This window comes from Pseudomonas sp. TE3911 (assembly GCF_054062775.1).
In genome coordinates this window covers 884,493-905,848 of record NZ_JBSSFP010000001.1, presented here as the reverse complement: position 1 = coordinate 905,848, position 21,356 = coordinate 884,493, and the positions used below count along the sequence as shown (strand labels likewise).

At 61.0% G+C, this 21,356-nt stretch carries 23 protein-coding genes; 12 read left to right on the top strand and 11 right to left on the bottom strand.

Going from position 1 to position 21,356, the window contains the following annotated elements; genetic code table 11:
• Positions 1–34: 34 nt before the first annotated feature.
• Complete coding sequence (locus ACVWXD_RS04220; RefSeq protein ID WP_032887966.1) at positions 35–787, bottom strand: thioesterase II family protein; 753 nt, start codon at positions 785–787, stop codon at positions 35–37.
• Between the two features lie 299 nt (positions 788–1,086).
• On the opposite strand from ACVWXD_RS04220, the gene ACVWXD_RS04215 reads away from it, so the two are divergent.
• Positions 1,087–1,638, top strand: coding sequence for an RNA polymerase factor sigma-70 (locus ACVWXD_RS04215; RefSeq protein WP_005789991.1), 552 nt, complete (start codon positions 1,087–1,089; stop codon positions 1,636–1,638).
• A gap of 49 nt (positions 1,639–1,687) precedes the next feature.
• Here the strand turns inward: ACVWXD_RS04215 and ACVWXD_RS04210 are convergent, their stop codons facing one another.
• The 3 genes from ACVWXD_RS04210 to ACVWXD_RS04200 form a co-directional block, all read right to left on the bottom strand.
• A complete protein-coding gene (locus ACVWXD_RS04210) occupies positions 1,688–2,701 on the bottom strand; it encodes a GNAT family N-acetyltransferase (protein ID WP_099603032.1) in 1,014 nt (337 codons plus the stop codon).
• A 68-nt stretch (positions 2,702–2,769) separates the two neighbouring features.
• On the bottom strand, positions 2,770–3,558 hold the full coding sequence (locus ACVWXD_RS04205) for a substrate-binding periplasmic protein (RefSeq protein ID WP_099603031.1): 789 nt from the start codon (positions 3,556–3,558) through the stop codon (positions 2,770–2,772).
• 93 nt (positions 3,559–3,651) lie between these two features.
• On the bottom strand, positions 3,652–4,275 hold the full coding sequence (locus ACVWXD_RS04200; protein WP_457370708.1) for a TetR/AcrR family transcriptional regulator: 624 nt from the start codon (positions 4,273–4,275) through the stop codon (positions 3,652–3,654).
• 153 nt (positions 4,276–4,428) lie between these two features.
• Here ACVWXD_RS04200 and ACVWXD_RS04195 point away from each other — a divergent pair, with 153 nt between their 5' ends.
• The 8 genes from ACVWXD_RS04195 to ppnP all read left to right on the top strand — a co-directional run bounded on the left by ACVWXD_RS04195 (position 4,429) and on the right by ppnP (position 14,019).
• Positions 4,429–6,207: an acyclic terpene utilization AtuA family protein gene (locus ACVWXD_RS04195; RefSeq protein ID WP_260366349.1), complete on the top strand. Its 1,779-nt coding sequence runs from the start codon at positions 4,429–4,431 to the stop codon at positions 6,205–6,207.
• 13 nt (positions 6,208–6,220) lie between these two features.
• On the top strand, positions 6,221–7,093 hold the full coding sequence (locus ACVWXD_RS04190) for an SDR family oxidoreductase (RefSeq protein ID WP_032887956.1): 873 nt from the start codon (positions 6,221–6,223) through the stop codon (positions 7,091–7,093).
• Between the two features lie 3 nt (positions 7,094–7,096).
• A complete protein-coding gene (atuC, locus tag ACVWXD_RS04185; RefSeq protein ID WP_095185443.1) occupies positions 7,097–8,713 on the top strand; it encodes a geranyl-CoA carboxylase subunit beta in 1,617 nt (538 codons plus the stop codon).
• Positions 8,714–8,729: 16 nt separating this feature from the next.
• The gene (gene atuD / locus ACVWXD_RS04180; protein ID WP_457370707.1) at positions 8,730–9,887 is read left to right on the top strand and encodes a citronellyl-CoA dehydrogenase; all 1,158 of its coding nucleotides are present in this window, start codon (positions 8,730–8,732) and stop codon (positions 9,885–9,887) included.
• Positions 9,884–10,645, top strand: a complete 762-nt coding sequence (locus tag ACVWXD_RS04175; RefSeq protein ID WP_122754416.1) for an enoyl-CoA hydratase/isomerase family protein — start codon at positions 9,884–9,886, stop codon at positions 10,643–10,645. Before atuD ends, ACVWXD_RS04175 begins: the two co-directional genes overlap by 4 nt.
• Positions 10,646–11,170: 525 nt before the next feature.
• Entirely contained in the window at positions 11,171–13,054 is a 1,884-nt protein-coding gene (locus ACVWXD_RS04170; protein WP_122754417.1) for an acetyl-CoA carboxylase biotin carboxylase subunit, read from the top strand.
• Positions 13,055–13,127: 73 nt separating this feature from the next.
• Positions 13,128–13,670, top strand: a complete 543-nt coding sequence (locus ACVWXD_RS04165; protein WP_032887946.1) for an exonuclease domain-containing protein — start codon at positions 13,128–13,130, stop codon at positions 13,668–13,670.
• Positions 13,671–13,734: 64 nt separating this feature from the next.
• A complete protein-coding gene (gene ppnP, locus ACVWXD_RS04160; RefSeq protein WP_032887944.1) occupies positions 13,735–14,019 on the top strand; it encodes a pyrimidine/purine nucleoside phosphorylase in 285 nt (94 codons plus the stop codon).
• 65 nt (positions 14,020–14,084) lie between these two features.
• On the opposite strand, the gene ACVWXD_RS04155 is transcribed toward ppnP, so the two are convergent.
• The gene (locus ACVWXD_RS04155) at positions 14,085–14,891 is read right to left on the bottom strand and encodes an MOSC domain-containing protein (protein ID WP_457370706.1); all 807 of its coding nucleotides are present in this window, start codon (positions 14,889–14,891) and stop codon (positions 14,085–14,087) included.
• Between the two features lie 39 nt (positions 14,892–14,930).
• Positions 14,931–15,866: a chemotaxis protein CheV gene (locus tag ACVWXD_RS04150; RefSeq protein WP_032887940.1), complete on the bottom strand. Its 936-nt coding sequence runs from the start codon at positions 15,864–15,866 to the stop codon at positions 14,931–14,933.
• Positions 15,867–16,419: 553 nt separating this feature from the next.
• Between ACVWXD_RS04150 and ACVWXD_RS04145 the strand changes: the two genes are divergently transcribed.
• The 3 genes from ACVWXD_RS04145 (at position 16,420) to ACVWXD_RS04135 (ending at position 18,774) form a co-directional block, all read left to right on the top strand.
• Entirely contained in the window at positions 16,420–16,869 is a 450-nt protein-coding gene (locus ACVWXD_RS04145; protein ID WP_177326444.1) for a hypothetical protein, read from the top strand.
• A 355-nt stretch (positions 16,870–17,224) separates the two neighbouring features.
• Complete coding sequence (locus ACVWXD_RS04140; protein ID WP_032887939.1) at positions 17,225–18,118, top strand: sensor histidine kinase; 894 nt, start codon at positions 17,225–17,227, stop codon at positions 18,116–18,118.
• Complete coding sequence (locus ACVWXD_RS04135) at positions 18,115–18,774, top strand: response regulator transcription factor (RefSeq protein ID WP_032887937.1); 660 nt, start codon at positions 18,115–18,117, stop codon at positions 18,772–18,774. The genes ACVWXD_RS04140 and ACVWXD_RS04135 overlap by 4 nt, the downstream gene beginning before the upstream one ends.
• On the opposite strand, the gene yegS is transcribed toward ACVWXD_RS04135, so the two are convergent.
• The 5 genes from yegS to ACVWXD_RS04110 all read right to left on the bottom strand — a co-directional run bounded on the left by yegS (position 18,733) and on the right by ACVWXD_RS04110 (position 21,352).
• On the bottom strand, positions 18,733–19,650 hold the full coding sequence (gene yegS, locus ACVWXD_RS04130; protein ID WP_032887935.1) for a lipid kinase YegS: 918 nt from the start codon (positions 19,648–19,650) through the stop codon (positions 18,733–18,735). The genes ACVWXD_RS04135 and yegS overlap by 42 nt on opposite strands.
• Positions 19,651–19,742: 92 nt before the next feature.
• Positions 19,743–20,288: a hypothetical protein gene (locus ACVWXD_RS04125; RefSeq protein ID WP_032887934.1), complete on the bottom strand. Its 546-nt coding sequence runs from the start codon at positions 20,286–20,288 to the stop codon at positions 19,743–19,745.
• A gap of 33 nt (positions 20,289–20,321) precedes the next feature.
• Positions 20,322–20,648: a hypothetical protein gene (locus ACVWXD_RS04120; protein WP_457370705.1), complete on the bottom strand. Its 327-nt coding sequence runs from the start codon at positions 20,646–20,648 to the stop codon at positions 20,322–20,324.
• Between the two features lie 24 nt (positions 20,649–20,672).
• The gene (locus tag ACVWXD_RS04115) at positions 20,673–20,981 is read right to left on the bottom strand and encodes a hypothetical protein (protein WP_457370704.1); all 309 of its coding nucleotides are present in this window, start codon (positions 20,979–20,981) and stop codon (positions 20,673–20,675) included.
• Positions 20,982–21,040: 59 nt separating this feature from the next.
• Positions 21,041–21,352, bottom strand: a complete 312-nt coding sequence (locus ACVWXD_RS04110; RefSeq protein WP_032887929.1) for a hypothetical protein — start codon at positions 21,350–21,352, stop codon at positions 21,041–21,043.
• Between the last annotated feature and the right edge of the window lie 4 nt (positions 21,353–21,356).

Genomic DNA, 21,356 nt, shown 5'->3' with positions numbered 1-21,356 from the left:
TCGGCTTACGGGAAATTCGGAAATTGAGTAGCTATCAGCCGGCGACCAGCTGCCGCGCCGCGCCATTGCGCCAGCGGGCCAGGTGTTCGTCGGCGTAGCGCCGCAGGCAGCGCAATACGGTGCTTTCGTGCTGCATGAGGAAGAAGTGGTGGCCGTCGAACATATCGAGGGAAAAGCCGCTGGCGGCATCGAGTTGCCAGTCGAGCAATTGGTCGGCGCGTACGCTGTCCTGCTTGCCACCGAATACATGGATCGGCATGCCCAGCGGCTCACGCTCGCCGTAGGTGAAGCTGCCGCACAGCAGGAAGTCAGCGCGCAGGATCGGCAGCATCAGTTGCATCAATTCGGGGTTGGCCAGGGCCGCTTCGGCGGTGCCCTGCAGTTCGCGCAGACGGGCGATCAGTTGCTCATCCGTCTTTTCGATGGCGTATTCGCTGACATCGCGACGCGCCGGGCCGGCAGTGCCGGAAGCGAACAGCGCCAGCGGCGCAGGGACGTTGCGTGCGTTTAACGCATGGGCCAATTCAAAGGCGAGCAGGCCGCCGAGGCTGTGGCCGAACAACGCGTAGGGGCCGCTCAAGTCGTGGCAGATTTCGTCCGCCAGTTGCGCAGCCAAGGCCTTGATATCGCGCTGCAAGGGCTCGTCCATGCGCATGCCACGACCGGGTAATTCCAGCGGGCATACCTGCAGCCACTCGGGCAACACCCGGCGCCAACGTGCATAGACCATGGCGCTGGCGCCTGAATAGGGCAGGCAGAACAGGCGCAGTCGGGTCGGCGCGCTCATCGCTCGAAGACCCCAAACTGAAACACGCTGTATGCACGATAAAAACCCATCTCGTCCTCCTGCGGGTGCTGATCCTTGGCCGCCTGACTAACGGACCTTTCACCCAGAAGAACGGACGGCACCGGCAAATAATTAGTCGCCGGGCATGAGCGAGACGTGGTTCACGCCGAACAAGAAAGCATAAGATTAGTTCGTCTTCTCATTTGACAATCATTATCATTCAGCCTAATTTGTTGCCCGATGTGTAGGAGGCCTCAGCAAGGACGCCCTCCCCCAACCTATTTTTCAAGGTGATTTCCATGACGGAACAAGTATCCACAGGCAGGTGCGACTCACCACTTCTCCAGGCATTCGTCGACAACCGACTGATTCTGGTGAAGATCGCAGCACGAATTACCGGCTGCCGCTCCCGCGCCGAAGACGTCGTGCAGGATGCCTACTTCCGCCTGCAATCGGCGCCGACGATCACATCCTCGTTCAAGGCCCAATTGAGTTACCTGTTCCAGATCGTCCGTAACCTGGCCATCGATCACTACCGTAAGCAGGCCCTGGAGCTCAAATACTCCGGGACGGAAGAGGAAGGCTTGAATGTGGTTATTCACGGCGCTTCACCGGAAACCTCCCACATCAATTTCAACACCCTGGAAAACATCGCCGACGCCCTGACTGAGCTGCCCCAGCGCACCCGTTACGCGTTCGAGATGTACCGTCTGCACGGCGTGCCGCAAAAGGACATCGCCAAGGAGTTGGGGGTGTCACCAACGCTGGTGAACTTCATGATTCGCGATGCGCTGGTGCACTGCCGCAAGGTGTCGGGCAGCCATAGCGATACATTTGCACGGCGCGTCTGATCGACACGGATCTGCCCATAATGGGGGCGAGCACGCCCGCCCCCACCGCTCACACCAGCCCGCACCGCTCAAAAAACCGCTCCCGCCCCAGAATCATCAGCGCCGCACGCTTGTGCGGGAAATCGAACTCCTTTTCACAGTGGAAACACTGGTTGTGCATATGGCCGATCATCTTCGCGTTATCGGCGCGCGGTTCTGCCACCACACGTTGGGTGCGAGGGTCATCCAGGAACAGGTAGTGAACCAGCGCCGATAGCCAACTGGCGACCTTGTGCGGACCGCGATGATGTTCCTCCCCCACCAGCATGTGGATGCCACGGTCGTAGTCAGCGGCATCGTAGAACGGTGCGATACGGTCTTCCTTGGCCCAGTAGGCTTCGAAATAGGCAAAGGGTTCGTCATCAAAACAGCCGATCAGCGTGAGGGTGTGCGGATCGGCGGCGAGCTTATCCAGGTATTCCCGGTGCTGCTCCAGGCTGCCGGTTTCCTGCCAGAAACTCGCCACGCGCGTGCTGTTCTGCCAGCGATTGAAGCGCGCCAAATCCACATCGACCTCAACGGTGCGCAGGGAAATCCAGGCCCCAAGACGTGCGTCATAACGCCGGTAAACCTCACCCCGAGGCTTCGGCGCACGGACGGGGTGGCGCTTGCCGGCACTGATGATCATCTGCTGCGGGTAGCTGCCACTGGGCGAGAGTCCCAACCACGGCTGGGGCAATTGCCAGAACAGGGTGCGCTCACATCGGTACTGCCCGGCGATCTCGCTAGCCACCAGCAAACCACTGCGCAAGGCGTCTTCAGGCGCATGCTCAAGGTGCCAGGTCAGACGTTGCCGAGTCGGCTCCTTGGTAAACAACCAGTAGCAGGCAGCCCACAAGGCGCGGGGGGAAGGCACCTCGGCGGGGGTCTGCAAATGCACCTGCAGGTCCTCGCCACGCTCCAGGCGCAAACGCGCCAGCGGCTGGCCTTCCAGGGTCAGGCTCAGGTGGCTTTCGGTTTCATCAGCATTCAAGGCAGGCCCGGCCGGTAACGGCAGGACCGACAGGTCATTCAGATTGGACATGGGAGGGGCTCACGGTAACCGTCGACAGATAAAGAAGTGACGTGAGCCGGGAGAGGAAATTTAGCCGATCAAGGTACCGGCATCACGTCGATGCGGTACGGCTCGAAAATCTTCAGCATCTCGCCGTCATCGCGCAGACGCTTGAGCAACGCGGAAAAAGCCTGGCCCGTGATCGGCGCCTTCGGCCGCAGCAAGGCGTAATGGTGATAAACCTGATCGATACGCTCAGACACCAGGAACTGCGCGGCCATATCCGCATTGCGCACCATGAAGTCACTCAGGTACGAACGGGTCACCAAGGCAATGTCCGCACGCCCGCGCGCAACCATCAGCAGGTTGCTGTCGTGGGAATAGGTCAAGGTGGCGTTGAAGTGCTCGGCCATGTTCTTGGGGTCGGGGTTGAAGCTGGCGAAGGCGTAGTGATAACCGCTGAACACCGCCAGGCGTTTGCCCGCAAGGTCGGCGAAATAGTCCTGGGCGCGACCCGGTTCACGCTGAGCGACGAAGATTTCCGCGTCCTCCAGCCCCATGTCGACGCTGGTGTGGGGAATTTTCTGCCAGCCCCACGCGGGGTTTTCGAAGATGGCCATGTCGATCCGGCCCTGCTCGAAATCGCGGAAACGTCGAGGAATGGAAGTCGGCACCAGCACAAATTGGTAGTCGGTTTGCGAGGCGTTCAAGGCCTCCACCAGTTGCGGCAGCAATCCCGTGTCGGCGCCCTGCTCCGGGCGCACCGTATAAGGAGGGAAATGCGCCGCGCCGATGCGCACCAATTGCGCAGCCGACGCCGGCATCCACCACGCAGTGCCCAGTGCCCAAAAGGTAAGTCCTGCAGCCAGCCGCCATGGCGAAAACATCAAGGCACACACCGTTCAAAACTCTGATGGCGATAAGCTAGGCGTTTTTGTCTGGCGAGACAACTTTCCGCCAGCAAATTAATAGCTTGCGCCTCAGTCGGCTTTCAGAACCATCAACAAAGCTTCTTGGGCCAACTGCTCCAGCGTCATGCTGCCCTCGGCGCGAAACCAGGTGGTCGTCCAGGACAATGCGCCTGTGAGGAAGCGGCGCGCGATAAACACATCGCCCTTGATGTAGCCAGCAGCCTTGACCTCGCCCAGCACTTGCAGCCAGAGGTCTTCATACACGTCGCGCAGCGCCAGGACCTGGGCCTGGCCGTCCGCCGACAGTGAGCGCCATTCATACACCAGCACTGCCATGGCTTCGCCGCTGCCGCCCATGATCGACTGCAACTCGCAGCGAATCAGCGCCAGCACACGTTCGCGCACGTTTGTCGCCTCCTCCAGCGAAGCCCGCATCAGCGCCGTGTTGTAGTGGATGGTTTCCTCCATCACCGCCCGCAGGATGTCGTCCTTGCTCTTGAAGTGATGAAAGATGCTGCCGGACTGAATGCCCACCGCACTGGCCAGGTCACGCACGGTGGTGCGCTCGAAACCCTTGTTGCGAAACAGGTGGGCCGCCGTTTGCAGCAACTTGCCCCGGGCGCTGTCGGGATCGGTCAATTGGCCGCCATCGACCATGGTGCGCATCACCCGCAGGGCTTTGTGCTCATCCATGCTGCTCTCCTCTACTTCTACTGACGTCTTGGCCGGCAATTTAGGCCGTGGCCGCCAACCAAGCAAGCGCTTGGCTAAAACTTGTGACTGGAGTTTACAAACCAAGCGCTTGCTTGGTAGTCTCGCCAACAGCCATTCGAGGAAGGATTTCTCATGAGCAAGACGGTTCGTATCGGCTGTGCCAGCGCCTTCTGGGGCGACACCTGCACTGCCGCCGCCCAGTTGGTGCACGGCGGTAAGCTGGATTACCTGGTGTTCGACTACCTGGCGGAAGTCACGATGTCGATCCTTGCCGGCGCACGGATGAAAGACCCCCAGGCCGGTTACGCCACGGATTTTGTCGAGGTGCTGACGCCGCTGCTGGCCGATATCCAGGGCCAAGGCATCCGCGTAATCAGCAACGCTGGCGGCATTAATCCCCAAGGCTGCGCCGCAGCCCTGCAAGCGGCCTGCGATAAAGCCCAGGTACCGCTGAAAATAGCCGTTCTGCTGGGCGATGACCTGCAACCCCAATTGAAAAACCTCACGGGCACGACCGATATGTTCAGCGGCACACCGCTGCCGCCGGTGTGCGTGTCCGCTAACGCTTACCTTGGCGCACCGGGCATCACCCAAGCCTTGGCGCTGGGCGCCGATGTCGTTATCACCGGCCGCGTGGTCGACAGCGCCGTGGTCAGCGCAGCGCTGGTGCATGAATTCGACTGGTCCTGGCACGACTACGACCGCCTCGCCCAAGCGGCCCTGGCCGGGCATATCATCGAATGCGGCGCCCAGTGCACCGGCGGTAACTTCACCGATTGGCGCGATGTGCCGGACTACGAACACATTGGTTTCCCCATCGTCGAGGTCAGCGCCGACGGCCAGTTCACCGTAACCAAGGTCGACGGCACCGGCGGGTTGATCAGCGAACTCAGCGTGGCCGAACAGTTGCTGTATGAAATCGGCGACCCACGCGCCTATCTGTTGCCCGACGTGATCTGCGATTTCAGCCAGGTCAAACTGCAGCAGCAGGGAAAAAACCGCGTGCACCTGCACGGCGCCAAGGGTTCGCCACCCACCGACCAGTACAAGGTCAGCGCCACGTATCCCGATGGCTCGCGTTGCACCGCCAGTTGCCTGATTGCCGGGATCGACGCGGTGGCCAAGGCCGAGCGGGTCAGCCAGGCGATCATCAACAAGACCTCGCAACTGTTCAGCCAACGCGGCTGGGCGCCGTACACCGAGGTGAATATCGAGCTGCTGGGCAGCGAAGCAACCTATGGCGCACATGCGATGCGTCATGACTGTCGTGAAGTGGTGGTCAAGTTGGCGGTGCGACACCCGAGCAAGCAGGCGCTGGTGCTGTTCGCGCGCGAGATCGCCCAGGCCGCTACCGGGATGGCGCCGGGGTTGACCGGAATCGTAGGGGGTCGCCCGACGGTGTATCCGTTGATTCGGTTGTTTTCGTTTCTGATCGACAAGTCCTCATGCGAGTTACTGATCGACTTCCAAGGTGAACGCCACGCTTGCGCGCTACCCATCACCGATGCCCCAACCCTGCCCGCCGCGCCGATGGATCCACCCAAGCCCCAAGGTCGCGCCGACGCCAGCGTGCCCCTCGTGAAACTCGCCGTGGCACGCTCCGGTGACAAGGGCAATCACAGCAATATCGGCGTGATCGCCCGTGATCCCGAGTACCTGCCATGGATCGCCGAAGCGCTGACGCCCGCGGTGATCGTCGACTGGATGAGCCACGTGCTCGACCCGCTGCACGGCCGCGTCGAGCGCTGGTATCTGCCCGGCAGCCACAGCCTGAATTTCCTGCTGGAAAACGCGTTGGGCGGCGGCGGCATTGCCAGCCTGCGCATCGACCCCCAAGGCAAGGCTTTCGCCCAGCAACTGCTGGAAATTCCCATTGCGGTGCCGCAACACATTGCCGATCAATGCCAATAACAGGAGCGTTGCCGTGGCCTTCGACTCGATCTTCAAAGCCGACCTATTCCAGGGTCACACCGTGATTGTCACCGGTGGCGGCAGTGGCATTGGCCGCTGCACCGCCCATGAGCTGGCAGCGCTCGGCGCCCAGGTGATCCTGGTCGGACGCAAGCCGGACAAGCTCGCAGCGGTCGCGGCGGAAATTGCCGAAGATGGCGGCATCGCCCATTGCAGCGCCTGCGATATTCGCGATGAAGAGGCGGTGAAGACGCTGGTCAGCCAAATCCTGAATGACCACGGCCAGGTCCACGGTTTGGTGAATAACGCTGGCGGCCAGTACCCATCACCGCTCGCGTCGATCAATCAGAAAGGCTTTGAAACCGTTCTGCGCACCAACCTGGTGGGCGGTTTCCTGATGGCCCGCGAAGTGTTCAACCAATCCATGAGCAAACACGGTGGCGCCATCGTCAATATGCTCGCCGACATGTGGGGCGGCATGCCCGGCATGGGCCACTCCGGCGCCGCCCGTGCCGGCATGGACAACTTCACCAAAACCGCCGCCTTCGAATGGGGCTGCGCCGGGGTTCGGGTCAACGCCGTGGCGCCGGGCTGGATCGCCTCCAGCGGCATGGACACCTACGAGGGCGCGTTCAAGGCGGTGATCCCCACCCTGCGTGAACACGTGCCGCTCAAGCGTATCGGCACCGAATCGGAAGTCAGCGCCGCCATTGTGTTCCTGCTCAGCCCCGCCGCTGCATTTATCAGCGGCAGCACCCTGCGCATCGACGGCGCCGCCAGCCTCGGCAGCCGTGCCTGGCCGCTGCACAAGGCCCAGCCGCCGAGCGAACCGTTCAATGGTTTTCACCGCGCTTACCTGCCGGACGTGCTCAAGGAAGGGAAATAAATCATGCCGGTGATTGAAAGCCTGATCGACGCCCACAGCGCAGCGTTCGCACGCAACCGTGAGGCCATGCTGGACAGCATTCAGCACCTGCGCCAACTGGAGCAAAACCTGCTGAGCAAGGCCCAGGAAGCCAAGCCCAAGTTCGACAAACGGGGCCAATTGTTGCCCCGCGAGCGCCTCAACTTGCTGCTGGACCCCGGCGCGCCGTTCCTGGAACTGGCCAGCCTGGCCGGCTACAAACTCCACGACGACAAGGACGGCAGCGCCGCCGGGGGTGGGTTGATCGCAGGAATCGGCTACGTCAGCGGCGTGCGCATGTTGGTGGTGGCCAATAACAGCGCGATCAAGGGCGGCACCATTTCTCCTACCGGGCTGAAAAAATCCCTGCGCCTGCAGCAGATCGCGCTGGAGAACAAATTGCCGGTGGTGACCCTGGCCGAAAGCGGCGGCGCCAACCTCAACTATGCTGCCGAGATTTTTGTCGAAGGCGCACGCAGCTTCGCGAACCAGGCGCGCATGTCAGCCATGGGCCTGCCGCAGATCACCGTGGTGCACGGTTCGGCCACGGCGGGTGGCGCGTACCAACCGGGGTTGTCGGATTACGTGGTGGTGGTGCGCGGCAAGGCCAAGCTGTTCCTGGCCGGGCCGCCGCTGCTCAAGGCGGCGACGGGCGAAGTGGCCACCGATGAGGAACTGGGCGGCGCCGAGATGCACGCGCAAACGGCCGGCACCGCCGAATACCTGGCGGAAAACGACGCCGATGGCGTGCGTATCGTGCGTGAGATCGTCAGCCTGCTTCCCTGGGATGACCGCCTGCCGTCTGCGCCAAAACGCACCTACAAAGAACCACTGTACTGCGCCGAGGAACTGTTGGGGCTGATCCCCGATGATCCGAAAAAACCCTACGACGTGCGCGAGATCCTGGCGCGGCTGGCTGACGGTTCCCAATTCCTTGAATTCAAGGGCGAGTTCGATGCCCACACCGTCTGCGGCCACCTGCATATCCAGGGCCGCGCCATTGGCGTGATCGGCAACAACGGCCCCATCACGCCCAAAGGCGCGAGCAAGGCTGCGCAGTTTATCCAGCTGTGCGACCAGAGCCGCACGCCGCTGCTGTTTTTGCACAACACCACTGGCTTTATGGTCGGCACCGAGTCAGAGCAACAAGGCGTAATCAAGCACGGCGCGAAGATGATCCAGGCGGTGGCCAATGCGCGGGTGCCTAAACTCACCGTGGTGGTCGGCGGCTCCTACGGTGCGGGCAACTATGCGATGTGTGGCCGGGGTCTGGACCCACGCTTTATCTTCGCCTGGCCCAACAGCCGCACGGCGGTGATGGGCGGCGCGCAGGCGGGCAAGGTGCTGCGTATCGTCACCGAGGCCAAGCAGCTCAAAGACGGCTTGGTGCCCGACCCCAAGGTGCTGGACATGCTGGAACAGGTCACCGCGCAGAAGCTCGACAGCCAATCCACCGCCCTGTACGGCAGCGCAAACCTGTGGGATGACGGGCTGATTGATCCCCGGGATACCCGCACGTTGCTCGGCTTTTTGCTGGATATTTGCCATGACGCCGAGGTGCGGCAATTGCAGCCCAACAGCTTCGGTGTGGCGCGTTTCTAACAGGAGAACAAGAACAATGATCTTCACCCAGGAACATCAGGAACTGCGCCGCACCGTCCGCGCCTTCGTCGATCGCGAGATCAACCCCTACGTGGACGAATGGGAAAAAGCCGGGCGCTTTCCCATCCACGCGATCTTGCGCAAGGCCGGCGACCTCGGGCTGCTGGGCATTTCCAAACCCGAACAGTTCGGCGGCATGGGCCTGGACTACAGCTATTCGATCGTCGCCGCCGAAGAATTCGGCACCATTCGCTGCGGCGGCATTCCCATGTCCATCGGCGTGCAGACCGACATGTGCACCCCCGCCCTCGCCCGCTTCGGCTGCGATGCACTGCGCGACGAATTCCTGCGCCCGGCCATCAGCGGCGAGCAAGTCGGTTGCATCGGCGTCTCGGAAACCGGCGCCGGCTCCGACGTGGCCGGGCTCAAGACCTACGCACGCAAGGACGGCGATGACTACGTGATCAACGGCAGCAAAATGTGGATCACCAACTCGCCCAGAGCGGACTTCATGTGCCTGCTGGCCAACACCTCGGACGACAAGCCGCACATCAACAAATCGCTGATCATGCTGCCGATGAACACCCCCGGCATCAGCGTCAGCCCGCCCCTGGAAAAACTCGGCATGCACAGCTCCGAGACCGCCCAGGTGTTCTTCGACAACGTACGCATCCCCCAGCGCAACCGTATCGGCCACGAAGGCGCGGGCTTCATGATGCAGATGCTGCAATTCCAGGAAGAACGCCTGTTCGGCGCGGCCAATATGATCAAGGGCCTGGAGTACTGCATCGACAGCACCATCGAGTACTGCAAGGAACGCCAGACCTTCGGCAAAGCGCTGATAGACAACCAGGTGATCCACTTTCGCCTGGCCGAACTGGCCACCGAAATCGAATGCCTGCGGGCGCTGGTTTACCAGGCCACCGAGCAATACATCAAAGGCCAGGACGTGACCCGCCTGGCCTCCATGGCCAAACTCAAGGCCGGACGCCTTGGCCGTGAGGTCAGCGACAGTTGCCTGCAATACTGGGGCGGCATGGGCTTTATGTGGGACAACCCCGTAGCCCGTGCTTATCGCGATGTGCGTCTGGTATCGATTGGCGGCGGTGCCGACGAAATCATGCTGGGCATCATCTGCAAATTGATGGGCACGCTACCGGGGAAAAAACCATGAGCACCTTGCTGCTGGAGCCCCATAACGGCGTGCTGCACATCACCCTCAATCGGCCCGAATGCCGCAACGCCATGAGCCTGGAGATGGTCCACGAACTGCGATCGGTAGTGGCCCAACTCGACGACCAAGTCCGCGCGGTGGTTCTGAGCGGCGCCGGCGGGCATTTCTGCGCGGGAGCCGACGTGAAGGACCTGGTCAGCGCAGGCGATCAATTGCAGGCGCTGAACCGGGCCTTTGGCACGTTGCTGCAAGAGGTTGAAGCCGTGTCGCAAGTGGTCATCGTGGTGCTGCAAGGCGCGGTGCTCGGCGGCGGGTTTGGCTTGGCCTGTGTGAGCGACATCGCGATTGCCGATCACCAGGCGCAGTTCGGTTTGCCGGAGACCAGCCTGGGGTTGCTGCCGGCGCAGATTGCGCCGTTTGTGGTCAAGCGGATCGGTCTGACCCAGGCGCGGAGACTGGCACTGACCGCCGCGCGATTTGATGGGCAGGAAGCTGAACGGCTGGGGCTGGTGCACTTCACCGAGCGCGATCCGCAGGCGTTGGCGGAGCGTTTGGATGAAGTCCTGGGGCAGGTGCTGCGCTGCGCACCAGGCGCCAACGCGCGCACCAAGGCGTTGTTGTTGGCCAGTGTGGATGAGCCGATTGGGGTTGTGTTGGATCGCGGGGCGCAGTGGTTTGCCGAGGCGGTCAGCGGGGCGGAGGGAGTTGAGGGGACTCGGGCTTTTTTGCAGAGGCGTCGGCCTGAATGGGCTCGTTGATTGGGGGTATATCCGTTATTTGGGTAACGGCTACCTATGGTTTGGCCCTTACGGCGACTCACTTTTGGAAGAGCCGGAATGCCAGCCCAGCCACACACAAGCAAAAGGCTCTTGTCCCAACACTCGGCACCTCGCCCAGGCTCGGTGTGCGGCCAGCGTGTTTAACGGGGCGCCTGAGATCAAGATCAAAAGACCGCTGACTTCGTCAGCAAAAAGGATGTAAGGGTCAGATCAAAAGCAGGTCAAAAGCAGGGTGAGACCTATCTGATAGGTGGAGATCCAAATGTGGGAGGGGGCTTGCTCCCGATGGCGGTGTATCAGCCAACAGATGTGTAACTGAACCACTGCTATCGGGAGCAAGCCCCCTCCCACATTCGAACTGCGATCGCCCAGTCAAACAAGCTGGCACACCGAGCCTCGGCCGGGTACCGAGTGTTGGGGCGAAGGCCACCCTTTGTAAGCGCGGAACCATAGATTGCCGTTACCGAAGAAACGGATATGTACTCAGTCCCAGGGAAAACACCTATGCCGCAGTTCAACAAGATCCTGATCGCCAACCGCGGTGAAATCGCCTGCCGCATCCAGCGCACGGCCCAGGCATTGGGCTACCGCACCGTCGCCGTCTACAGCGACGCCGACGCCCAGGCCCTGCACGTGCAGATGGCCGACGAAGCCGTGCGCATCGGCCCCGCCCCGGTACAACAGTCCTACCTCAACATCCCGGCCATCCTTGAGGCCGCCGAAAAAACCGGCGCCGACGCCATACACCCCGGCTACGGCTTCCTCTCGGAAAACCCCGGTTTCGCCCGCGCGTGCCAAGACTCCGGCCTGATCTTCATCGGCCCCAGCGTCGAGGCCATCGAACTGATGGGCAGCAAGCGCCGGTCCAAACTCGCCATGCTGGAAGCCGAAGTGCCTTGCATCGCCGGCTACCAGGGCAGCGCCCAGGACGACGCCACCCTGCAACACCAGGCCGACCGCATCGGCTACCCGCTGATGATCAAGGCCAGCGCCGGCGGCGGTGGCCGAGGCATGCGCCTGGTGCACAAACCCGAGCACTTGCTGGAGCAATTGCGCACCGCCCGCTCCGAAGCGCAGAACGCCTTCGGCAGTGACGAACTGATCCTCGAACAGGCACTGATCGACCCGCGTCACGTCGAAATCCAACTGTTCGGCGACAGCCACGGCAACCTGATCTACCTCGGCGAACGCGACTGCTCGATCCAGCGTCGCCACCAAAAAATCATCGAAGAAGCGCCCTGCCCCGTCATGACCCCGGAACTGCGCCAGGCCATGGGCGAGGCGGCGCTCAAGGCCGGGCGCGCGGTGAATTACGTCGGCGCCGGCACCGTGGAATTTCTGCTCGACCGCAACGGTCAGTTCTACTTCCTGGAAATGAACACGCGCCTGCAAGTGGAGCACCCGGTCACCGAGCTGATTACCGGCCTGGACTTGGTGGCCTGGCAACTGCTGGTCGCCGCCGGCCACCCACTGCCATTGAGCCAAAAAGAGGTGACCCTGAGCGGCCATGCCATGGAAGTGCGCCTGTACGCCGAAGACCCGGCCCAAGGTTTCCTCCCGCAAACCGGTGAGGTGCTGCGCTGGGAGCCGGCCGCAGGCGTACGTATTGACCATGGCGTCAGCGAAGGCCAAACAATCAGCCCGTTCTATGACGCCATGCAAGCCAAGATCATCGCCCACGGCGCCACCCGCGAAGAGGCGCGGCGCAAGCTGCTGCGCGCCGTGGAAGACACCGTGCTGCTGGGCGTCAATACCAACCAGCAACTGCTGGCCGACCTGCTCAAGCAACCGGACTTTATCGACGGCCATTTCAGCACCGGGTTTATCGCCGAGCACTTTCGCGAAATACCGCCGCCCGCCGCGTCGAAAGAACAGCTTGCCCTGGCCGCCGCGCTGTTTTATCACCACAGCGCCGACCAGCACGCCCTGGGTCTGGCGGGATGGCGCAATAACGCAAGCATCCCCTGGACATACCGCCTGGAGGTCAACGGCGACCTTCAAACGGTCACCGTTGACGACCTGCAACTCAGCACCGACGGCCGCTACGCCACGCGCGTGCTCAACGGGATCCGGCGCCGTATCGCTTACCACCTCGACGGCGACCAATTACGGCTACCTGGCCTGACCGTGACCAACCGCACCCAACAGGTCGCCCGCCGCCAGGCCGACGCCAGCAGCGGCACGGTCAAGGCGCCGATGGATGGCGCCATTGTCGATGTGCGGGTCCGTGCAGGCGAGCGTGTCGGCAAAGGCCAACTGCTGCTGGTGCTTGAAGCCATGAAAATGGAGCACCCGCTCACGGCGGGCATCGACGGTGTGATCAAGGCCGTGCAGGTAATGGCGGGCGATCAGGTGCGTAATCGGCAGGTATTGCTGGAGATCGAATAGTCCCTAGGCGGAACTACAGGGCCGGGCTACGCTCTATCCCCATCAGGAAGGGACGAGTACGGGAACCTGCACAATGCCTCATTGGCTGATTATTGACCTTGAAGCCACAACGGATGAAGGCGGCTGGCCCGTGACGGAGATGGAAGTCATCGAGATCGGCGCGAGCCTGGTGAACCGCCAGGGCCGCGAACTGGACCACTTCCAGCGCTTTGTGCGGCCATTGCGGCGCCCATTGCTGACGCCCTTTTGCCGCCAGCTGACCCATATCACCCAGGCCAATATCGACACCGCCGCGCCCATCACCGAGGTGTGGCCGCTGTTCGAACGCTGGCTGGGCCAGCATCAACCGCGCCTGGAAGGCTGGGCGAGTTGGGGTGACTATGACCGCGCGCAGCTTGAGCTCGAATGGCAGCGCAACAGCCTGGTGAGTGCACTCGCCAAGACACCTCATGTGAACCTCAAGCAGCGCTTCGCCAAGGCCCGGCGCCTGGACAAGCCCTTGGGCCTCAATGGCGCCCTTCAATTGGCGGGAATGCAGTTCCATGGCCAGCAACATCGGGCGCTGGAAGATGCACGCAATACCGCGCGCCTGTTGCCGCTGATTTTACCGGTCTAGGCAGCTCCCCTGCCCTTGGGCATACTGGCCGACCTTTCCAGACCCTTTTTCCGAGGATTCGCCCATGTTCAAAGTCAACGAGTACTTCGACGGCACCGTCAAGTCGATCGCTTTCGGCACCGCAGAAGGTCCGGCGACCATCGGCGTGATGGCCCCGGGTGAATACGAATTCGGCACCGCCCAGCGTGAAATCATGCACGTAGTCTCCGGCGCCCTGACCGTTAAACTGCCTGACGCCAGCGAGTGGGAAACCTTCGCCGCCGGCAGCCAGTTCCACGTACCGGCCAACAGCAAGTTCCAACTGAAGGTCGCCGTGGATACTGCTTACCTGTGCGAGTACCGCGGCTAAGCATTCGCCCGGTCAAAAAAATGCCCGTCTCGTGGGAGACGGGCATTTTTTATGGGCGCCGAAGGCTATTCGAGAATAGTCACTGGCATGCCCACTTCCAGGCGACCATTACCATCGTTGACCAGGTTCTGGCCGAACATCGCGCCGTCCTCCGTCTTGCGATAAGCCTCCAACGTGACAAACGGTTCACGGTCGGCGCTGCGTTCACCGGTTTGCGGGTCGATGGTGGTGAGAATGCAACGTGAGCAGGGTTTCACGGCGCGAAACTCCACATCACCAATGCGCAGACGCTTCCAGCCATCTTCCGCGAAAGCTTCGCCGCCCTCGATCACGAGGTTCGGGCGAAAGCGCAGCATCTCCATGGGGCGGCCGATTTTTTGCGAGAGGTCGTCGAGCGACGCTTGCCCGATCAGCAGCAACGGATAACCATCGGCAAACGCCACCTGATCATCATCACGCCCGAAACCGGCCTGGGTGGTGCGGGCGCGGTCCAAGGGCATCTGCACCAGCCGTGTCGTCTTGCCGATAAAGTCGCTGACCCAGGCGGCAGCTTCATCACCGGCGTCCGGTACGCGCAAGGTGTCGCGCCAGATGGTCACGCCGCGCAACTCGGCGTCGCTGCCGGGCAGCGCAACGTCCAGCGGCGCGTAGCCAGGCGAACTCAAGGTCAGGCCGCCCGTGCGGTTCCACAGCGCAGAGAGTTGGCTCATCTTCGCCACCGCCCGCTGCGTGAGGAAACGCCCGCTGGCCTCGTCCACCAGCATCCAGCGTCGATCCCCATTCAACCCGAGTTTATCCAGGCCGATGTGCTGCAAGGTTTCGGCCTTGCCGGACTTCAAGGGGTAACGGTACAACGCGCTGAGACGAAGCATGGGCCTGCATTCCTGAGGGGCAAAGATGCAACCCTAAGGTCAAGCGGTGGCTTCGTCCAGCATCAGTCGCTGGCGCACCACATCCACCAGTTTGTCGGGCTGGAATTTGGACAGGAAGTTGTCGCACCCAACCTTCTTCACCATCGAGTCGTTGAAGCTGCCCGACAGCGAGGTGTGCAGCACCACGTAGAGCTTGCGCAGGCGTGGATCGTTGCGAATTTCGGTGGTGAGGCGGTAGCCGTCCATCTCGGGCATTTCGGCGTCGGTGAAGATCATCAGGAGCTTGTCGGTCATCACGTGGCCGGCGTCGGCCCAGGCCTTGAGCATGTTCAGTGCCTTGAGGCCGTCGCTGGCGATGTGCATCTTCACACCCAGTTGACCCAAGGTGTCGCGCAGTTGCGACAGGGCGACGTTGGAGTCGTCCACCAGCAGCACTTCGCGGCCACGGGCACGTTCCAACACCGGGTCTTCAAGTTTTTCACGGGAAACTTTGGCGTTATAGGGCACGATCTCGGCGAGGACTTTTTCCACGTCGATGATCTCCACCAATTGGTCATCGACCTTGCTGATGGCGGTCAGGTAGTGCTGACGCCCGGCGCTGGTCGGCGGCGGCAGGATGGATTCCCAGTTCATGTTGACGATGCGGTCCACACCACCCACCAGGAACGCCTGTACCGAGCGGTTGTACTCGGTGACGATGATGGTGCTGTTCGGGCCCGGTACCAGTGGGCGCATGCCGATGGCCTGGGACAGGTCGATCACCGGCAAGGTCTGGCCACGCAGGTTGACCACGCCGCACACGAAGGGGTGACGCTGAGGCATCAGGGTCAGCTTGGGCAGTTGCAGGACTTCCTGCACCTTGAACACGTTGATTGCGAACAGTTGCCGCCCGGCCAGGCGAAACATGAGGATCTCCAGGCGATTCTCACCCACCAGTTGCGTGCGTTGGTCTACTGTGTCGAGAATGCCGGCCATCAAAAGCTCCTGGTGTGCGCAGCTAGATGCGCGAAGGGATTGTGCAATTCATTACTGCTGTTATCGGCGGCGAAAGCCAGACCTTGACCCCCTGCTAAAATGCCACGTAAATTCATTGATGTCACACTGACATCATGCTCTACTGCATGAACCTCTCCAGACAGCGGTACATCGGCGTTGCCGGACATTCAAAGCGATGTAAAGTTCCGCCATGTAAGGGATTCCCCTATAAGCAATCAGGCCCAACCTGATATTCGCTTTATCTAATAGTCATTAATGTGACGCCATTCTCATTGCATGAATGGAGTCAGGCTTTGTTTGCCATCCCAAGCCCTCGTTCCACGGGTCTACCAGACACTCACGTCGCGGCAACTGAAGGTGTGCAATTGAGCCCGCTCACGAGGGCCGCGCGCAGCCGTCGCCATCATTCAAATAAACGTCCTACTGAACGCTCAGAAGCAACCTACAGACTCCAGTTATCTTTCAGCAGTAGTTTTACGCCACTCACCCAATGCGACCTCTCATCACCCCACCTTATGTTGTGGAGACTTGCATGATGAACGACGGTAACGAGTGGCAACTTGCACTTCCCGAATTCCTGCACGAGGCTGAAAACCTGCTGGCCAAGTCGGAAGAGTGCCTGAGTCACCTGCATCTGATTCGCAACGACAGCGACGCCATCGACTGCATGAAAGCCAGCCTGATCAAGCTCGCCGAAAAAGCCGATTGCCTGGCCCTACAGGCGATCAGCGAATTTTCGCGGCATATCCAATACGTGATCGCCAACGCCGAAAACCCGTTGCAGCTGCATGATCAGGCCCTGAGCGCCCTGGAAGATTGCCTGAGACTGCTGGCCTGGCAACTGGAGCTTATCGATGCAAAGACAGGCCTATTGGCACTGGATGAATCGGAACAAACCTCATTGATTGCTACGGTCACACTGCAAATCCCACAAAAGGATTTCAGATATAAACCGCAGCAGCGTTTACACCCCTCGTCCTGAGCGGTTATGAGGTCGTAAATAACGCGCAGTTTTCTAAAAACGACAGGTTTAACCAACCCATTGAAACTGAATGGCGCACGCGTAGATATCAATTAGCCATAACCCCTACATTCCTGTTGAAGTAATACATCCCCACCTTCATTAACTTTGGGACTATCGTCCCTGAATATTTGCGCGCTTAGATAATCCCGCCAGACAGGCGCCTGGCGACCGACGGTAAGAGTAGTGGTACTATCACCCCCTCAAAGTGATTGAATTTATTAACTTTGAAAACGATTCAATAACGTATCTCAAACAGCGCCCGGTCAGTGTCGACCGGTCTTCCCGCAGCGAACCTTTATTGGCTCCATCCGCTATGCATGCCAGCCTCAAGACATTCATCGCAAGGTCCGCGTCCCGCAGCAATGCACGCCGTTTGATCCTCACGCTATGCCTTGGCTCACTGCTGCTGAGCCTGTGGGCCTACGCCCATTCCGCAACGCTGCCGCTGATGGTACTGCTGCTCAACCTGGCCACCTTATTAGTGGTAGGCCTGCAACAGTGGTACTCGCGCAAATCCATCAAGTTCCAGCCCCAGGAATTGGCCGATCGCCTGCTGCAAGTGCAGGAAAACGAACGCCACCGCCTCAGCCGCGAACTGCATGACGACATCGGGCAACTGTTGACCGCCGCCAAGCTGCAAAGCGAATGGCTCAAGCGCCGTATGCCGGATGAGCTGCAAACCCAGTGCAACGTCTTGTGCAATACCTTGAACGAGACCCTGGCCAAGGTGCGCGACGTCTCTGCCATCCTCAACCCCCGACAGCTCGCCAGCCTGGGCCTGGAAGCCAGCCTGCGCGCGCACCTGCTCAAGACCCTGGAAAACACCCCGGTACACTGGAGCCTGGAATGCCAGCAACGGCTAACCGGCATCCCGGAAGAAATGGCCGTGGCGGCCTTTCGCATCACCCAGGAAGCCGTCACCAACATGCTGCGCCACGCCCAGGCACACAACCTGCTGGTGCGCCTGCAACGTCTACCCGAAGGCCTGTCGCTGAGCATTTGTGATGACGGCCAGGGTTTTTTGCCCGCCATCAATCCCAGCCTGGAAGGCCAGCGGGGCATGGCCGGCATGTCCGAGCGGGTTGATCAGCTTGGCGGCACATTGTCCGTGAGCAGCCAGCCAGGTAACGGGACGCGCATCGAAGCGCTCTTCCCCTGGGCGCCCCGCGCCCTCGAACGGGCCAGCGCCCCTAAGGTTATCGAGTGACCTGCACATTACTTCTGGTGGACGATCATGCCCTGATCAGGGCAGGCGTGCGTGCGCTGATCCAGGATATTCCCGGCTACACGGTGACGGGCGAAGCCAGCGATGGCGCCCAGTTGCTGGAGCAGTTCAATCGCTTGTTGCCGGACATTGTGCTGCTGGACCTGTCGATGAAGCACACCGGCGGCCTCGACGCTTTAAAGCAACTCAAGAGTGCGCACCCCAAGAGCAAGGTGCTGATCCTGTCGATGCACACCGACCCGGAGTTGATCATGCGCGCGCTGCAAGCCGGTGCCCATGGCTACCTGCTCAAGGACACTACCGCCAATGAGCTGGAACACGCGCTGCAGGCCTTGCGCAACAACGAGCGCTACCTGAGCCCGGCGATCGCCCACACCGTGATCAACCAGGCGCTGGTGCGCAGCCAGGGGCCGATCACGCCCGCCGGTCAAAGCCATAACCTCACGGCACGCCAACTGGAAATCCTGCGCCTGATCGTGCGCGGCAAATCCACCCGTGAGATCGCCCACGGCCTGGGCCTGAGCATCAAGACCGTAGAAGCCCACCGTTCGCAAATCATGAAGCGTCTGCAGATATTTGATGTGGCAGGCCTGGTGTTATTCGCTGTGCGCGAGCAGATCATCAGCCTGGACGACTAGGGGCGAATCCACCGGCAAATGCACGCGAAGCGCTTTGGGCAACGCCTCGAAGTGCAGGTCGTCACCTTCCAGCGGCTCGCCATCGAGGTTGATGTACAAGCCCTGCGCCACCTTGATATCGACCCACGGCAGGCGCGCCCGAACGAACATGTTGTCGATCCCACCGTCGCTCACCAGATTGAGCAGCGTGCCGACCACTTCCTGAGGCGCCGGCAGAATGCTGACGTCGAGCAAACCATCATCGGCCAATGCGCCGGGGCACAGTATGTGCCCCCCGCCCGCCTGGCGGCCGTTGCCGATACCCAGCGCCAGCAACTCGCCCTTCCAGTGAAAGTCCGGTCCTTCCAGCTCACCGTAGGCGGCCTTCAACTCGCTGAAGCGCGTCAGGCCGGTAAACAGATAAGCAGCGCCGCCGAGGACTTTCTTCAAATCTTCGGAGGTATTGGCCGTGACCTGGCTACCAAAGCCGCCAGTGGCCATGTTCAGGAAAATCTGCCCGCCGACCTGGCCGAGGTCGATTGCCCTAGGGGGCACATCCAGCAATGCCAGGGCCTGGGCAGGCTCCAACGGCACGCCGGCAGCCTTGGCAAAATCATTGGCGGTGCCCAGGGGCATCAGCACCAGGCTGGCGTCGCTCTTGGCCTGGGCCATGGCTTCGGCCACGTCGCGCAAGGTGCCGTCGCCGCCGCCGGCAATGATGTGGGTGTAACCGCCGTCCACAGCCTCCTTGACCAGCCGTTGAGCGTCACCGCCCTCCCACGTCACCCGCACCGCCAGCTCCAAACCCAACTCGCGCCGGGCCAGCACGGCCGCGCGTACGTCCTCGTTGAGGGCTTGCTTGCCGTGTAGGATCAACAGTGCCTTGGGGGTGGTCATGGGGGGCGTACTCCTGGAGTCAATGGTGCTTGAAGGATGTTGACCTTTGAGGAGTAGGAAAAAGTCATTAAGGTCGAAAAATAATTGGCTCGCTAGAAATTATCCATCGCGTTGCACATCGACACCTTGCCCTTGGGCGCAGGCTCCACCTCGACCCATTGCTTACCGCCCGGCGGCAGCTCGTGCAGCTGGAACGAACAGCTCGCATAGATGGACGCCTGCACCATGTAGTCCATCCCCGGCCGAGGCACAAAGGTCATGGTGCTGGAGCATTGCCGGGAATACTGCAGTTTCCCCAAGTAATGAAACGCGATCGGGGTGTTCGCCGGCACCACCAACTCCGACGATACGGCAGCCGCCCACGAGTAAATCGGCCCAGGCATGCCCAGGCTCTCGCCGTTGTGATCGGGGAAGCCCGCTTTCGTCGACGCCATCACCCCAGCGCCCGGTACATTCCAGTCCAGGCAATCACGCCCCGGCACCGCGCGCACCAGACCATCGGTGATCAACCGCACGCGGGCAGTCTCGCCAGACGTTGGTGCGACGTAGCCGGTAGACAAGGAACGGATATTCGCCACTTGGCCGCAGCCTGTCAGCAGCACCAGCAACGCCACGGGAACCCCACGTAAAACGCTCATCAGCAGTCAACTCGCAAAGGAATAAAGGGCTGTTTACGGCTGACGGCAATTCTGGCTGACCGACAACTGCGGTGCAGGCTCGTACTTCACCTGCTGCAAGCCATCGGCGCCCTGAAAGATGAAGTACTTGATGCGGCAGTCCTTGAACATCGACGAGTAACCCTCCGCCCGGAAGCCTTCGCCATCGACCTGCTTGGTCACGGCGTTGTTGCGGCTGACCACCGCGAGCACCTGTGCATAGCTCTGGCCCATCCTCACCCCCGGCTCGCCGGTGACCGTCATCGACGAGGCGCAACCGCCCAACCCTGTCGCCGCCAATGCCAGCGCGGCGCCGTACAGTCCATTGCGTAAATCGTTCATTCCTTGCTTCCTTTTAGGGATGGGTTACCGACGGCCTTCGCACACCGGTGATTCGCCGATACGGCCAAGCTTGCACATGTCCAAGTTATCTTTGCGTGTGAAGCCCGCATCTTTCATGCAGTTGAAGCTCCTAAGCCGCTCATCGATTGAGCCGCCGCCCGTGCCCGCCACATTCTCGTACCCGCACGCGAGCATACTGCTCTTGACGCCCTCTACAGAGACCCCACTCTTTTGCCAATAGACAAAATCAGGCGGCGGCGGCTGAAAACCCCTGCCTGTGCAGCCGACCAGCAGTACAGCGCAAACACTCAACAGCAGCCCGCTCCTGGACATAGGGGTGTTCCTTAAGGTTTGCGTAAATCGTTCATTCCCTGCGACCTTTCAGTGATCGATTAACGGCGGCCTTCGCACACCGGTGATTCACCAATGCGGCCTTCTTTGCACAGGTCAATGTTATCTGTGCGCTTGAAACCCGAGTCTTTCATGCAATAAAACTGTGTGAGTACCTGGTCAATAGGCGTTGTGTCCCCCGTGCCTGTCAGGTTGATATACCCGCAAGCTCTCATCGCACTCTTGACGCCTTCTTGGGAGACCCCACTTTTTTTCCAATTGGTGAATTCCGGCGGCGGCGGTTGAAAGCCCCTCCCCGTGCAGCCGGTCAGTAACACAGCGCCAATAGTCAACAGCAACGTACTTCTCAACATAACG

Bases quoted from the DNA above. Each gene is read 5' to 3' on its own strand.
- ACVWXD_RS04110 (WP_032887929.1), bottom strand. From the start codon at position 21,352: ATGTTGAGAAGTACGTTGCTGTTGACTATTGGCGCTGTGTTACTGACC.
- ACVWXD_RS04220 (WP_032887966.1), bottom strand. From the start codon at position 787: ATGAGCGCGCCGACCCGACTGCGCCTGTTCTGCCTGCCCTATTCAGGC.
- ACVWXD_RS04205 (WP_099603031.1), bottom strand. From the start codon at position 3,558: ATGTTTTCGCCATGGCGGCTGGCTGCAGGACTTACCTTTTGGGCACTG.
- atuC (WP_095185443.1), top strand. From the start codon at position 7,097: ATGCCGGTGATTGAAAGCCTGATCGACGCCCACAGCGCAGCGTTCGCA.
- ACVWXD_RS04170 (WP_122754417.1), top strand. From the start codon at position 11,171: ATGCCGCAGTTCAACAAGATCCTGATCGCCAACCGCGGTGAAATCGCC.
- ACVWXD_RS04200 (WP_457370708.1), bottom strand. From the start codon at position 4,275: ATGGATGAGCACAAAGCCCTGCGGGTGATGCGCACCATGGTCGATGGC.
- ACVWXD_RS04215 (WP_005789991.1), top strand. From the start codon at position 1,087: ATGACGGAACAAGTATCCACAGGCAGGTGCGACTCACCACTTCTCCAG.
- ACVWXD_RS04155 (WP_457370706.1), bottom strand. From the start codon at position 14,891: ATGCTTCGTCTCAGCGCGTTGTACCGTTACCCCTTGAAGTCCGGCAAG.
- ACVWXD_RS04175 (WP_122754416.1), top strand. From the start codon at position 9,884: ATGAGCACCTTGCTGCTGGAGCCCCATAACGGCGTGCTGCACATCACC.
- ACVWXD_RS04145 (WP_177326444.1), top strand. From the start codon at position 16,420: ATGATGAACGACGGTAACGAGTGGCAACTTGCACTTCCCGAATTCCTG.
- ACVWXD_RS04150 (WP_032887940.1), bottom strand. From the start codon at position 15,866: ATGGCCGGCATTCTCGACACAGTAGACCAACGCACGCAACTGGTGGGT.
- yegS (WP_032887935.1), bottom strand. From the start codon at position 19,650: ATGACCACCCCCAAGGCACTGTTGATCCTACACGGCAAGCAAGCCCTC.
- atuD (WP_457370707.1), top strand. From the start codon at position 8,730: ATGATCTTCACCCAGGAACATCAGGAACTGCGCCGCACCGTCCGCGCC.
- ACVWXD_RS04125 (WP_032887934.1), bottom strand. From the start codon at position 20,288: ATGAGCGTTTTACGTGGGGTTCCCGTGGCGTTGCTGGTGCTGCTGACA.
- ACVWXD_RS04210 (WP_099603032.1), bottom strand. From the start codon at position 2,701: ATGTCCAATCTGAATGACCTGTCGGTCCTGCCGTTACCGGCCGGGCCT.
- ACVWXD_RS04120 (WP_457370705.1), bottom strand. From the start codon at position 20,648: ATGAACGATTTACGCAATGGACTGTACGGCGCCGCGCTGGCATTGGCG.
- ACVWXD_RS04140 (WP_032887939.1), top strand. From the start codon at position 17,225: ATGCATGCCAGCCTCAAGACATTCATCGCAAGGTCCGCGTCCCGCAGC.
- ACVWXD_RS04115 (WP_457370704.1), bottom strand. From the start codon at position 20,981: ATGTCCAGGAGCGGGCTGCTGTTGAGTGTTTGCGCTGTACTGCTGGTC.
- ACVWXD_RS04195 (WP_260366349.1), top strand. From the start codon at position 4,429: ATGAGCAAGACGGTTCGTATCGGCTGTGCCAGCGCCTTCTGGGGCGAC.
- ACVWXD_RS04165 (WP_032887946.1), top strand. From the start codon at position 13,128: ATGCCTCATTGGCTGATTATTGACCTTGAAGCCACAACGGATGAAGGC.
- ppnP (WP_032887944.1), top strand. From the start codon at position 13,735: ATGTTCAAAGTCAACGAGTACTTCGACGGCACCGTCAAGTCGATCGCT.